Raw genomic sequence first — 14,125 nt, 5'->3', positions numbered from 1 at the left:
ATTCATGAAAATAGAAATTGTTATAATAGATGATGATTTAAAACTAAAGGAAGATCCATTGGTTTGGTCTCTTATGGATAAATATGGTGAAGACAATATTAAGTTCATTAATAATTCCCAAGAAGGGATTGATTATGTTTTAAACAATCTAGGAAAAAACATTATTATCATTTTAGATTATGAATTTAGTGTCAATGAAAAAAAAGGTGATCAAGTTTTTGATGAGATAACTAATATAACTAAACTGGTACCAATAATTTTCTTTACAGGGATTAGTAAAATAGAGAATGAAACTTACAGAGATTTAATTAATAATCACGCATTTGGAATAGTTAATAAAATGGCCACTTCAGAAGAATTATTAAAAATTGTTTTTAAAGCCGAATTATTTTACAAAAACAGCTTAGACAATGCAATCGAAGATTGGATTATTGAAAAGCCTGAAGATAAAGATAAACCATTCTTTTTTACTTCCAATGGGATTTCATTGTCTTTGAATGAAATTCTATTTGAAATAAGAAATCAAACTGAATTAGGTAAATCGTTTGCAAGAAAACTAAATGAATTGACCATCGAATTATTGTTAAATAATAAAGAACGACTAAATGATTGATGTTATTTTAACTTTCGACAACCTTAATCCAAATGGTGGTCAATTCATGAATGCATGTCTTGAAGATATTAATAATTATTTTAGCAATAAGCAACATAGGTTAACAATACTTACTAGTCATGAAATAAACTCTGAAACAATAAATTTATCTACAAAAGACTTGAAAAGTTTTATTTTTGTTCCCTATTGTCACGGAAATGAATCTTGCCTAGGTAATATTAATTCAGAAATTTTCATTTCCCCTGATTTAAACATAACAAACTTTTCAAACACTTTTTTTTATACTTTTTCTTGTAGCAGTGGACTAAAACTAGGACCTGAACTTATTAAAAATAATTGCATATGCTTTTTTGGTTACAATAACACTATTTATAGCATTATTGGTCATAATCAATTTCAGTTTTGTGCAAATTTTGGACTTTTTTTGTTTATTGAAGGAATAAATACTGATGCTATTTTAATACAAATGAAAAAAACTTATGAGGAAAAAGTTGACGAACTATATAAAGTTGATTTTTTTTCTGCCTCACATTTAAGATCTAACAAAGATTCTTTAATAAAAATAGGTAAAAACATTACTATAAATGATTTAATAAATAATGCCTAAAAACCTCTGGACACGAGAAGAACTAATTTTAGCTTTCAACCTTTATTTAAAAATAGAGTTTGGAAAAACACACTCCCGTAATCAAAAGGTCATTGAATTGGCTCATTTGATTGTTAGAACTCCAGCTTCAATTGTAATGCGATTAGGCAATTTTGCTAGTATAGATCCATTTCACCAAAAAAGAGGTGTTGGAGGCTTACCAAATGGCAGAAAACAAGTCCAACCCATTTGGGACGAATTCTTCCACAATCAAGAAGAATTACTTTTTTTAAGTGAACAAATTCTCGCAGAAAAAGAAAATTCTACCATAGAAAACAAATACCACGAACTCCTTTTTGACCTAAAAGACATCAAAGGAGAAACAAAAATTAGAGCCGTTAAAACAAGAGTAAACCAATCAGTTTTCAGACAAATGGTTTTAGCAAATTATGGTACAAAATGTGCTATAACTGGTATTGATATGCCTGAATTATTATTAGCCAGTCACATTATGCCTTGGTCAAAAAACGAGGAGCATCGTTTAAATCCTGAAAATGGCATTTGTCTTTCTGCACTTTATGATAAAGCTTTTGATAAAGGAATAATTGGCATCAACCAAAACTATGAAGTTATTTTATCTAGCTCTCTAAAAAAGAAAAATAATTCTGATTTCTTTCAAACTCACTTTGCACCTATTGAAAAACTTAAAATAACTGAACCTCTAAAATACCTCCCAAGAAAAGATTTTTTAGAATATCATCTAGATACTGTTTTTTTAAAATAAAACCACAAAAAAACCACCAAGCTCACACCTGATGGTTTTCAATTAGAATTACACATTTTTTTTACTTTTTAGGAGTCGGTTTTTTACGTTCACTTTTTCTTTTTCCTCCTGCCATTTCATACTGCGAACTGTCTTTTCCGAACTTCGTGGCTACTCCTGTTAATACTCTTTCGTTCCAGTCTTTTAAAACGGCTATTTGAGCAATACAGTCATTGTACAAATCATCTATGGTACTCAATGTGGTGTTGTACAGCTCTACTTTTTTTGCCAAAGCTTTAATTTCGACTTCATAATTTGGAATGGTAATGCCATTTGCTAAATCCAATGCAGGGTCTATACTTTTCACTGCCGACAAACGAGTAGTGGCCTTCTCAAGGTCTCTAACTCTAACTAATTTTTTCCTAGCCATAGCTTTTGATTTTTAGATTATACAATTATTATTTATTTAAAGAAAGCAATTCAATTGGTATGCCAAAAATAGTATATTAACAAGATGTTGTGTTTTTTATCAATAATTTAACTAAAATAACCGTGTAATTAAATTTTTAATTCTCATAACTTAATTACTAGTTCTGTGCATTAAGAAACTAGTTCTATGTATCAATAAACTAGTTCTGTGTATTAAGAAACTAGTTCTATGCATTAAGAAACTAGTTCTGTGTATCGAATAACTAGTTCTATGTATTAAGAAACTAGTTCGCGTAGCAGACTGTTCAAAAAACGGTAGGGAGTAGTCATTAGATTGTGTAAACTACCTCAGCTTACTATGTCCAATTCTCTTTTAATTCCAAAAAAAATGTCGTTCGTTTGTCATTAATTACCGTTTGTTTAAATTATTTTTTTAATACCCTCATTCTTTTTATGTTTGAATAAACAAACAAATTCAAACATGACAACAACTACTTGTACCCTTTTTCAAAAAAGAAGTATGGCGATACTCTTTTTTCTTACGACTTTCTTTTACGCGCAAACCACACCACGTGTAATAGGTTATGTCCCTGATTACAGATTATATGCTGTGAATCAAATCGATTTTACAAAACTGACTCACGTAAATTATTCCTTTGGTAATCCTGATGCTAGTGGCAATCTAGTAGTAACGGATATTACGCCTTTAAAAAATGCGATTGCTACTAGCAACCCCAACATTGAAATTCTTTTGTCTATTGGTGGTGGTGTAGTGAATGTAGGCAATTGGAACGCAGTATTGGCTAGTAGCAGTTCTCGTGCTGCTTTTATCACGCAATTAGTGGATTATACAGTTACGAATAACATTGCAGGAATTGATGTGGATTTGGAATGGGATTTTGCAGCAAATACTAATTATAGTCCTTTTGTATTAGAATTGAAAACGGCTTTAGATGCGCAAAACAAACTCATGACGTCTGCTCTTCCTGGTGGTACTTTATTTTCAGTAATTACTCCACAAGCCTTAGCTGCTTTCGATTTTATTAATATCATGGCGTATGATTATACTGGTCCTTGGCAACCGGGTAGTCCAGGTCAACACAGTTCTTACGCACAAGCGCAAAGTGCTGTGACTTTTTGGAAATCGCATGTGGCTGCCAGCAAATTGAATTTAGGTGTTCCTTTCTACAGTCATTCTTTTATAAACGCCACTACTACTGGTCCTGATAGAAGTTTTGGAGAAATTGTAGCGGCTAATCCAGCAAATGCTGATGTGGATCAAATAGGGAATGATCCTAATAATTACAATGAATATTACAACGGAAGACCTACAATTGCAGCTAAAGTTGGGCTTGCTGATTCAGAAGGTTTAGGAGGAATGATGATCTGGGAAGTGGCTCAAGATTCTTTTGATCAGTATTCCTTATTAACCACTATTGCGACTACTTATGCTACTTTAAACGCACCTAGTTTTGATGCCTCTGTCTTTATGGTATATCCAAATCCAACAAAAGATAAGGTTACCATTGCCATGAAGGATTCTTCAACTATTGATACGATTGAAATCAATTCTCTTTTAGGAAAACAAATTCAAACACTATCTCCTATTAATGCCATCCATACCACTATCAATTTAGCTGGGTTTTCTGATGGTATTTATTTTGCAAAAATAACTTCAGAAGGGAAACAAGCTGTTTTAAAAATTGTAAAGCAATAAGTATTGTTTTTAGCAATCTTCGAAGATTATTCTCTAAAGCAACTCCTCCCAAACCACAATACGTGTGTTTGGGAGTGTTGTTTTATAGTTTCTAAGGGATGTACTCCTTTTTAGAAAAAAATTAGTTCTATCTTATTTAGTAGTTTATCCATCTCAATTCTTTTTGTTATTTTTATACAAATAAATACCATGAAAAAAATCATCTTCCTATTTTGCTTGACCACTTTTGCCTTCGCTCAAAATACTGATAAAGAAACAGCAACTATAAATATCTTGTTAGACAATTGGCACAAAGCGGCTGCTACTACAAACTTTGATGGGTATTTCAACGTCATGGCTGAAGAATCGATTTTCATTGGAACTGATGCTACAGAAAATTGGGATAAAAAAGCCTTTATCACTTTTGCCAAACCTTATTTCGATAAAGGTAAAGCTTGGAACTTCACTCCTTTAGAACGTCATATTTTCTTTTCAAAAGATGGTAAAACCGCTTGGTTTGATGAATTGTTAGACACACAAATGAAAATTTGTAGAGGTAGTGGTGTGTTAGTAAAAGAAAACAAAACTTGGAAAATAAAACACTATGTGTTATCGATGACTATTCCCAATGATACCTCAAATGAGGTTATAAAAATTAAAGCACCCATTGAGGATGCTTTACTAGAAGGCTATGAAAAATAGTCGTTTTAATTAATCACAATTTTTCTAAACGCTTGCTTGTCTTCATTTACAATTTTCACCAAGTATAAGCCTGGAGCTTGTGCATTCATATCAATTGTGCTTGATAAATCCGAAGTGTTTTTTTCTAAAATGACCTTTCCGTGTACATCTACAACACATATAGAAGAAGCTATAGGAGCTGCAACTATAAAACTTCCATTCGAAGGATTGGGATATACTGAAACTTCCAACCCATTAGCAGCAAAAGTGTCATTAGAAAGTGTAGCATTAGGAGGCAAGTAAAAGTTTCCTGTCAATAAAAACTGATATATCGTTTTTAAGGTATGATTAAAATAACTATTTGGTTCATTAAGATTTTTTAAATCGGTATAAGAAGCATCTAAATGAGTTTGATCTTCTCCAGCCATTGCGGCACAAGCAAATGCTCCTACAAAAGTAGCATTATGCCATTGCCCAGCTAAAGTTCCATCTTGATTATATCCATCTTTTATGTTGGCCGTTCCTCCAAGGTTTACTCTTACAAAATCTGAACATTTTTTAGCATAAACTTTCCCTGTATTGTCACCAAACCAAACATAATCAACTACAATTCTCCATGGAGTACGTGCAGCATCATAAGTGTATTTTTGACCCCCATTTGCATAACCACCAGCTTCATTAGAGTAAGCTCCTGAACTTTGACACCAATCTGACACTAAACCACCAACGGCATTATTCTGAGTAAGATTAGCATTAATTACCGTATAGGATTTAGCCGCGACAGCATTCCAAAAAGCACTATCATTTGTAAAAGCACCATAGGCTCTATAATAAGCAGGGGCAAAATAAGAAGGATTTGTGAGTGAGCTTCCTCCAAACATATCTCCAGGCTTTAAAACATAAGTATTCGCTTCCACTTCATGTGCTTTTATGGCCGCAATTAAGATTTCGGCATCTCCTCTATAATTAATAGTTCCTGTGCTTCCCCATTGATAATCCGCAACAATTAATGCCATTGCAACATCTAGTTCAGCATCAGTAGCTCCATTTTGACCTATGGCTCCAGAACAACCACTAATTTTCCAGTTCATCACACCATTAGAATTACGGTTGTCTTTGTAATAATTCCAAAGCCCGTCAAAAGTAACTTTATCCGCTTTATAAACCGTTAGTAACATGCCATATCCTATTCCTTCAGATACCGTTTCTGAAGGATTATCAAATTTCACTCTGTAACGACCATTGGAACAACTCTCAATAAAATTAGTCTTCCAAATATCGTAACTTGCAGTTGCATCTACATCACTCTTATTGGTTGCCATTAAGCCATTTGAAAAAGTAAGATTTGCGGGAAAGGGTTGAGTTTGTGCACAAATGCTATTAAAAGAAATAGCAATTGCCAACGCAGAAATGCGTTTCAATTGTAAAAGTAACTTCATTTTGTTTTAGTTTTTTGTTTGCTTATGTTTAAAAACTAAAAAAAAGTATTTTTAGTGTATCAGTATTTAAAAAAAAGATTTATTTAACTAATAAACGTTTTTTGTAAGCATTTCAAACATTTCTACTGTCATATTTTCAATCGTATAATCGTTTTTCCAACCCCAATCTTCTCTTGCTAAAGAATCGTCTATACTTTCTGGCCAGCTATCAGCAATTTTTTGTCTAAAATCTGGATCATAATCGATAGTAAAATTAGGGTAATGCTTTTTTATTTCCGTTGCAATCTGTTTTGGAGTGAAACTCATTGCGGCTAAATTATAAGAAGAACGTATTTTTATTTGTTCTTCTGGAGCTTGCATAATACTTATGGTAGCTTTTATAGCATCATCCATATACATCATTGGCAATCCAGTGTCTTCAGATAAAAAGCTGGTAAACTTCCCTTCTGTAATCGCTTTGTGATAAATATCCACAGCATAATCTGTAGTTCCTCCTCCTGGTTCTGTACTCCAACTAATTAATCCTGGATAGCGAATACTTCTAACATCTACACCGTATTGCTTATTATAGTACTCACACCATCTTTCACCAGTTTGTTTAGAAATACCATAAACCGTTGTAGGTTCCATAATGGTATATTGAGGTGTGTTGTGGGAAGGAGTCGTTGGTCCAAAAACAGCAATACTGGATGGCCAAAATATTTTTTTTATTTTTTCAGCTTTGGCTAAATTTAAAACATGAAAAAGCGAATTCATATTCAAATCCCATGCAAAAGCAGGATTTTTTTCGGCTGTAGCCGAAAGCAAAGCTGCCATTAAATACACATCTGTAATTTCATATTTTTCAATCAAATGTTCTATCTGATTGTAATCTAAAGCATTTACTACTTCAAATATACCGTTGTTCACAACGTCATTTTCTAGTTTTCTAATATCAGAGGCAACTACATTCTCAACACCATAAGTTGCTCTTAGTTTCGCTGTAAGTTCGGTACCAATTTGTCCACAAGCACCAATTATTAAAACCTTTGTATCCATGCTTTAAATGAAATTAAGGAACAAATATAAGGTTTTCGTAAGGATGAATTATTTATTTTAATTAAATTATTTCTAGTTAGAAATGTTAAGAAAATAAATAAATAAATTTTACTTTAAACAAACATTAGTATTTTTGTTCTAATTATAAATGAAAATGAAATATATAGTCGCTCTATTTATCCTTTTTTTAAGTTTAATTTCTTGTAATGATTATTCAAAACAAAATGAAGAATCTTTAAAATTAGCAGAAAAGAAAGAAGCTGTTTTTAAAACCATCTCCAAAAAATGGTCGTTTATTTTTCCTGACGCAAAACCAGAAGTTAACAAAACCATTGAAGAATGGAATGAATGGGAACAATTTAAAAGAGAACTTAAAGAGAAGCCAAAGACATCTTTACTCGCTTTTCAATTAAAGGTAAAAACGGTTTCAAAAAGAGCAGACAGTTTAACTTTAAGTGTACCAGAAAATTTCAATATTCCCCAAGTAAGAAGCCGTTTAGTGACTTTAAACACCAAAATTAAATCGTTAGATACATTCATTCATTTGGAGGAAATTCCAGAAAAAAGAATACTTTCTTTAATCACTGAAATTAATGAAGAAATAAAAGGAGTTTATACCCAATGGGACGAAATTATAATAAAAAAAGCCATTCCAAAGGAAGTAGGTGAAGACGTTATGATTCGAGCATTAGATACTACACGATTAGCTAATAAAAAGTTTCAAGAAAAGGTGATAGAAAATGACAAAAATCAACCACTAGAAATTGAACAAAAAGATTCTATTTAATTTTAAACATACAAAAAAGACTTGAAAGCTTCTGAAATAATACAAAAATATGAGAAACAACCAAAAATTTCTCAAATTTCTGAATGTATCTTAAATCGAAAAAAAGTAAATGTAACTGGACTTATAGGCTCGTCATTTTCATTTGTAGTTGATGCTATTTTTAAAAAATCGGAATTGCCTTTTTTGTTGCTTTTTAATGATAAAGAAGAAGCTGCTTATTATTTAAACGATTTAGAACAACTTATAAACGATCAAGATGTCTTGTTTTATCCAGGTTCTTATAGAAGACCTTATCAAATTGAAGAAACAGATAACGCTAATATACTACTAAGAGCAGAAGTTTTAAACCGAATAAATTCTAGAAAAAAACCTGCAATAATTGTTTCCTATGTTGATGCTATTTTTGAAAAAGTAGTAACACGTAGAGAATTAGAAAAAAACACCTTAAAACTAAGTGTAAACGATAAAGTTTCTATCGATTTTATTAATGAAACTCTATTTGAATACAATTTTAAAAGAGTCGATTTTGTTACAGAACCAGGAGAATTTTCAGTTCGTGGTGGAATTGTAGATGTTTTCTCGTTTTCCAATGATCATCCTTATCGTATAGAATTTTTTGGTAACGAAGTGGATAGCATTAGAAGTTTTGACGTAGAAACCCAATTATCAGTTGAAAAACTGAAAAAAATTAGTATTATTCCAAATGTTGAAAACAAACTTTTGGAAGAAAGCAGAGAAAGTTTCTTAGACTACATTAATGAAAAAACAGTGCTTTTTATCCAAAATACAGAAGCACTTGGCCAACATTTAAATAAATTATTCGACAAAGCCAACGAAGCCTTTAGTAAACTTTCTACAGATATTAAACATGCCAAACCAGAAGAGTTGTTTCTAAACGAAAAACAATTTTTACACAAAGCTTTAGATTTTTCAATTGTAGAGTTACATACAAAACCACTTTTTAAGTCAGATACAAAATTTGAATTTCATATCCAGCCACAACCTTCATTTAATAAGCAATTTGATTTGCTTCTAAATAATTTGAGTGACAATCATGCCAATCATATTACCAATTATTTATTTTGTTCCAATGATAATCAGGCTGCCCGTTTTCATGATATTTTTGAAGATATTGACTCCGAACAACATGAAACTACTCGCAAACAATATAAAACTATTGTTTTTCCTTTGTTCCAAGGCTTCTTAGATGAAGAATTACAGGTCGCTTGTTATACTGATCATCAAATTTTTGAACGTTATCATAAGTTCAGTATTAAAAATGGCTATTCTAAAAAGCAAACCATCACTTTAAAAGAGTTAACCTCACTTTCAGTTGGTGATTATGTAACCCATATAGATCATGGTATTGGAAAATTTGGTGGTTTACAAAAAATAGATGTTGAAGGTAAAAAGCAAGAAGCTATAAAACTCGTTTATGCCGATAATGATATTGTTTATGTAAGCATTCATTCTTTACATAAAATATCCAAATACAATGGCAAAGATGGAGCTCCACCAAAAATATATAAATTAGGTAGCAATGCCTGGAAAGCTTTAAAACAAAAAACAAAAGCAAGAGTAAAACACATTGCCTTTAACCTTATTCAATTATACGCAAAACGAAAGTTAGAAAAAGGCTATGCTTATGCACCTGATAGTTATTTACAAAAAGAATTAGAAAGTTCTTTTATATATGAAGACACTCCTGATCAAATTACTGCTACACACGATGTAAAAATGGATATGGAGAGCGACAAACCTATGGATCGATTGGTTTGTGGAGATGTGGGTTTTGGAAAAACAGAAGTAGCTATTAGAGCTGCCTTTAAAGCAGTTGACAATAGCAAACAAGTTGCTATTTTAGTTCCTACAACTATTTTAGCCTATCAACATTACAGAACGTTTTCCGAACGTTTAAAAGACCTACCTGTAACTGTTGGTTACCTTAATCGTTTTAGAACGGCTAAGCAAAAAAAAGAAACCTTAGAACAACTTGAGGAAGGTAAATTAGATATTCTTATTGGCACACACCAATTGGTTAATAAAAATGTAAAGTTTAAAGACCTTGGTTTATTAATTATAGATGAAGAACAAAAATTTGGTGTAAATGTAAAAGATAAATTAAAGACTATTTCCGAAACGGTAGATACCTTGACTTTAACAGCAACTCCAATTCCTAGGACGTTACAGTTTTCTTTAATGGCAGCTAGAGATTTATCCGTTATTACCACACCTCCACCAAATCGTTACCCTATAGAAACACAAGTAGTATCATTTAATGAAGAAATTATTCGTGATGCTATTTCTTATGAAATCGAAAGAGGTGGACAAGTCTTTTTTATTAATAATCGAATTGAAAATATTAAAGAAGTAGCTGGAATGATACAGCGATTAGTTCCTAGTGCAAAAGTTGGAATTGGTCATGGTCAAATGGATGGAAAAAAGCTTGAAGAGTTAATGCTTGCTTTTATGGAAGGAGAATTTGATGTTTTAGTGGCGACAACAATTATTGAAAGTGGTTTAGATGTCCCAAATGCAAATACCATTTTTATTAATAATGCCAATAATTTTGGTTTATCTGATTTGCATCAAATGCGTGGTCGTGTAGGTCGAAGTAATAAAAAAGCTTTTTGTTATTTCATAACTCCTCCTTATTCGGCTATGACGGAAGATGCTAGGAAACGCATACAAGCTTTGGAACAATTTAGTGAACTAGGTAGTGGGTTTAATATTGCCATGAAAGATTTGGAAATTCGTGGTGCTGGAGACTTATTAGGGGGAGAACAAAGTGGTTTTATTAATGAAATAGGTTTTGATACCTACCAAAAAATCATGAATGAAGCTATTGAAGAATTAAAAGAAAATGAGTTTGCTGATTTATATCCTCAGGATAATGATGTGGAAACTAAAGAATTTGTGAAAGACATTCAAATTGATACCGATTTTGAAATTCTTTTCCCAGATGAATATATTAATAATATTACTGAACGTTTGAATTTATACAATGAATTAAGTGGTATAAAAGACGAACCAACCTTAGAAAAATTCGAACAAAAATTAATAGATCGCTTTGGAGCTTTACCAAAACCCGCTGTTGCTTTATTGAATAGTGTGCGTTTGAAATGGAAAGCTACTGCTATTGGTTTAGAAAAAATAGTAATTAAGCAAGGTAAAATGATTGGCTATTTTATAAGTGACCAACAAAGTAATTTCTACCAAAGTAATCGTTTTATGAAAGTAGTACAATTTGTACAACAAAATGGAAACATTTGTAAAATGAAAGAAAAACAAACAAAAAGTGGGTTAAGATTGTTACTAACTTTTGAGAATGTAAAAACAATAAACAAAGCATTGGAACTTATTTCTAAGATATAAAAAAAGCCGAAGTGTTTACTTCGGCTTTTAGAATTTTCTCGAGTAGAAAAAATTACTGCTATTAACCAATACAAACATACGATTTGCTATTGTTAAACTGGATACAGCTTTTCTGCCTTTCTTGTTAAAGTTTTGTCTTTTTTTGACTTTTTGATATAAAAAAAGGCCGAAATGAGATAATTCGACCTTTTAATTTTTACCCTTTTCCCTAATTTGGAAAATTTACTGCTATTAACTAACACCAAAGATACGTTCATAAGGTGTTAAGTTGTGTACAATTTATTTGCCTTTCTTGTTAAAGTTTTATCCTCATTTTAGGCATAAAAAAAGGCCGAAAATGAGATATTCGGCCTAATAATTTTTACCCTTTCCTTAATTTGGAAAAATTACTGCTATTAACTAATACAAATATAGAAGTTTCTTTTGTTAAGTTGGATACAGCTTTTCTTCCGTTTTTGTTAATTCTTTTGCAAATCTTTGTGTGTTTTTAAAATTTGCTCAAGATTTTTATTTTCAATTCTATTACAATTACTAATTCCGTTATCGATAGCTGTAATTATTCTATTAACACCATTATTTTCAAAAATTCTCCCGTTTTCTTCATTAATCATTCCATCATCAAACAAGGCTTTCTTTAATTCATCAATATTTTCAATATTGGGTAGCTTTACAAATTCTATCGCATAAAAATCTAATAGTCTAGAATTAATTTGTTTTACAATATCTTTTATTTCGTGAGCCAAATTATCCACCATAGTTTGTGTGTACTCTCCTAAACTTTGTAATTGGTTAATTTTATAAAGTATTTCATTTTTACAAGATATTAAATATTGAAAAAGAGTTATAATTCTTTGTTGTTGAATATATAATTTCAATAAACCTTCTTCTTGATTTTTACTCTTGGCTAATTGATAAAAGTAAACTAAAAATTTTTCATCCCATTTTTTAAAAGTAGTGGTAAATAATTGCTCTCTATCTTCAGTTAAAAGATTATATACAGTTCCAATCTCTTTTTTAGTATAGGTTTTCTCTTTATAAAATAAGGTTTTCTCTTTAGTAGTACCTGCTGCAATTTCACTAGCTTTAATCATCAAAGATTCAATTTCCTTAACAGGAATCATAAGCGTTTTTAACTCCTGTTTCAAATCATATAAACTACTCTTCATCAATTCTTTAAGAGTAATCTCATTTGGAGAAAGCATTGTTATAAATCTATTTTGAAAAGTATTCTCATACTCTTCAAACAATTCTTTTTCTAATGATTCAGCCTCTAAAAAAGTTTGAAAATCTGATTCTTCATTAAACTGAGTAGGTTTCTTATTTATATATTTTTCATAAACTAAGTAAGTTAACTTTTCTTGAATTTCATTTTTATTTGCAAATAAAATCCATGGGCTTCTTTCATCAATATCACATGGCAAAAAAGGTGTTTTTGCATTTTTCTCTCTTAAATCATTAGAAGGATGACTTGCATACATACTCACTTTAGCATTTTCAGCACTAGAAAAAAAAATTTTAGAGCCATTAGTGTCTGCAGGTAGACTATTTAAAAGTAAATTCATATTATCTTTCTCCTTTTCTAATGATATATTTTTATGATGATATAAGTTTTTTGAGAACACTTCTTTTTTAGAAGCATGGAAAGCATTATTAATTATTGTATTCCAATTATTATAACCATATTCTAATTTCCATAAAGCAGAAACTATAGCATCACTTCCTGCAACTTTAACTGCAACTTTATCAGCATTAAATTCCATTTCTCTAGACAATAGCGAATGCATCATGTTTAACATGGTATAAAAAAGCATAAGTAGTTGTCTAATACACCAAATAACTGGAGTAATTATCCATGCTGTGGCTGATAATCGAATATCTGAATTTCTCCATTGATCTAATATCTCATCCCATTTATCTCTACTAAAAATCATGTCATGAATTATTGTGTTAGCACTATGAATATAACTCCCTATTTTCATGCTTTTTTGAGCGAAATGACCAAATTCATGTGCTACTACAGCTTTAAACTCACTTAAGTTAAGACTACTTACTAAACCCTAAACCAAGGGTTAATTCTTTTCTTGTAGGCAAAAACAAACTCAACCAAACATTTGTATAGGATACATAGGCATTTACATCTGGATCTACATAAATATTTTTAGGTTTTGGAGCTCCTGTGCTTTTACATATTTCATCAATAAAAGCAAATAATTCTTCATTTTCTCTTTTATCTAGCTTTACCCGATTATCTGGTTTATGGTTTTTTAATTTGAATACAAACTTTAATGTAAATAAAGCCAACATTACGGAACCTGCAATTGCTCCCAGTTTAATTAAAATAGTTAACTTATTAATATGTTCGATCTGGTAAGTAAAAGCTAAAAAAACAAGGTAAAATAAGCTTGCTATTAATAAAACATACAAGGTAAAAAACAACAAAATGGATAAAATAGCTATAGTTGCTTTGAAAATATAAGATTTAGATAGTTGGGTTAAATCTTTTGGAAAATGATCAGGTTTAGGTGTTGTAATGGAGGTACTCATACTATTAAATTAAAAATGCTAATCTAATAAAAAAAGCCGAAGTGAATACTTCGACTTTTAAACTTTTCTCGAGTAGAAAAAATTACTGCTATTAACCAATACAAATATACGACCGATCATTGTATAGTTGGATACAACTTTTCTGCCGTTCTTGTTAAAGTTTACAAATACCTT

Annotated in this window: 11 protein-coding genes and 1 pseudogene; 7 read left to right on the top strand and 5 right to left on the bottom strand. The window is 30.9% G+C overall.

The features are described 5' to 3' along the window. Window positions 1-4 precede the first annotated feature (4 nt). The 3 genes from FIA58_RS15470 to FIA58_RS15460 are packed head-to-tail and all read left to right on the top strand — an operon-like array spanning window position 5 to window position 1,983. On the top strand, window positions 5-613 hold the full coding sequence (locus tag FIA58_RS15470; protein ID WP_140963412.1) for a response regulator: 609 nt from the start codon (window positions 5-7) through the stop codon (window positions 611-613). Beyond that, a complete protein-coding gene (locus FIA58_RS15465) occupies window positions 606-1,220 on the top strand; it encodes a hypothetical protein (protein WP_140963410.1) in 615 nt (204 codons plus the stop codon). The genes FIA58_RS15470 and FIA58_RS15465 overlap by 8 nt, the downstream gene beginning before the upstream one ends. After that, window positions 1,213-1,983: an HNH endonuclease gene (locus tag FIA58_RS15460; RefSeq protein WP_140963409.1), complete on the top strand. Its 771-nt coding sequence runs from the start codon at window positions 1,213-1,215 to the stop codon at window positions 1,981-1,983. The genes FIA58_RS15465 and FIA58_RS15460 overlap by 8 nt, the downstream gene beginning before the upstream one ends. A gap of 61 nt (window positions 1,984-2,044) precedes the next feature. Here the strand turns inward: FIA58_RS15460 and FIA58_RS15455 are convergent, their stop codons facing one another. Next, window positions 2,045-2,392, bottom strand: coding sequence for a hypothetical protein (locus tag FIA58_RS15455; protein ID WP_140963407.1), 348 nt, complete (start codon window positions 2,390-2,392; stop codon window positions 2,045-2,047). Window positions 2,393-2,872: 480 nt separating this feature from the next. On the opposite strand from FIA58_RS15455, the gene FIA58_RS15450 reads away from it, so the two are divergent. Together FIA58_RS15450 and FIA58_RS15445 are read left to right on the top strand one after the other, a co-directional pair. Then, window positions 2,873-4,108 carry a glycosyl hydrolase family 18 protein gene (locus FIA58_RS15450; RefSeq protein ID WP_140963405.1) on the top strand — a complete coding sequence of 412 codons (1,236 nt, stop codon included), beginning with the start codon at window positions 2,873-2,875 and terminating at the stop codon, window positions 4,106-4,108. 189 nt (window positions 4,109-4,297) lie between these two features. After that, on the top strand, window positions 4,298-4,789 hold the full coding sequence (locus FIA58_RS15445) for a nuclear transport factor 2 family protein (protein WP_140963403.1): 492 nt from the start codon (window positions 4,298-4,300) through the stop codon (window positions 4,787-4,789). A 5-nt stretch (window positions 4,790-4,794) separates the two neighbouring features. Here FIA58_RS15445 and FIA58_RS15440 read toward each other — a convergent pair whose 3' ends face one another. Further along, on the bottom strand, window positions 4,795-6,207 hold the full coding sequence (locus FIA58_RS15440; RefSeq protein ID WP_140963402.1) for a glycosyl hydrolase family 8: 1,413 nt from the start codon (window positions 6,205-6,207) through the stop codon (window positions 4,795-4,797). Between the two features lie 87 nt (window positions 6,208-6,294). Continuing rightward, window positions 6,295-7,245, bottom strand: coding sequence for an NAD-dependent epimerase/dehydratase family protein (locus tag FIA58_RS15435; protein ID WP_140963400.1), 951 nt, complete (start codon window positions 7,243-7,245; stop codon window positions 6,295-6,297). A 154-nt stretch (window positions 7,246-7,399) separates the two neighbouring features. On the opposite strand from FIA58_RS15435, the gene FIA58_RS15430 reads away from it, so the two are divergent. Together FIA58_RS15430 and mfd are read left to right on the top strand one after the other, a co-directional pair. After that, window positions 7,400-8,032: a hypothetical protein gene (locus FIA58_RS15430; protein ID WP_140963398.1), complete on the top strand. Its 633-nt coding sequence runs from the start codon at window positions 7,400-7,402 to the stop codon at window positions 8,030-8,032. Window positions 8,033-8,098: 66 nt separating this feature from the next. Beyond that, entirely contained in the window at window positions 8,099-11,407 is a 3,309-nt protein-coding gene (gene mfd / locus FIA58_RS15425; RefSeq protein ID WP_394352430.1) for a transcription-repair coupling factor, read from the top strand. 458 nt (window positions 11,408-11,865) lie between these two features. On the opposite strand, the pseudogene FIA58_RS15420 reads toward mfd, so the two are convergent. Then, a pseudogene (locus FIA58_RS15420) lies at window positions 11,866-13,404 on the bottom strand (M48 family metalloprotease); the annotation flags it as partial. Window positions 13,405-13,450: 46 nt separating this feature from the next. Next, complete coding sequence (locus FIA58_RS15415; RefSeq protein WP_140963392.1) at window positions 13,451-13,951, bottom strand: M48 family metallopeptidase; 501 nt, start codon at window positions 13,949-13,951, stop codon at window positions 13,451-13,453. Between the last annotated feature and the right edge of the window lie 174 nt (window positions 13,952-14,125).

Origin of the sequence: Flavobacterium jejuense (assembly GCF_006491595.2) — a bacterium.
GTDB classification, from domain to species: domain Bacteria; phylum Bacteroidota; class Bacteroidia; order Flavobacteriales; family Flavobacteriaceae; genus Flavobacterium; species Flavobacterium jejuense.
This window is presented reverse-complemented; position numbering and strand designations above follow the sequence as displayed.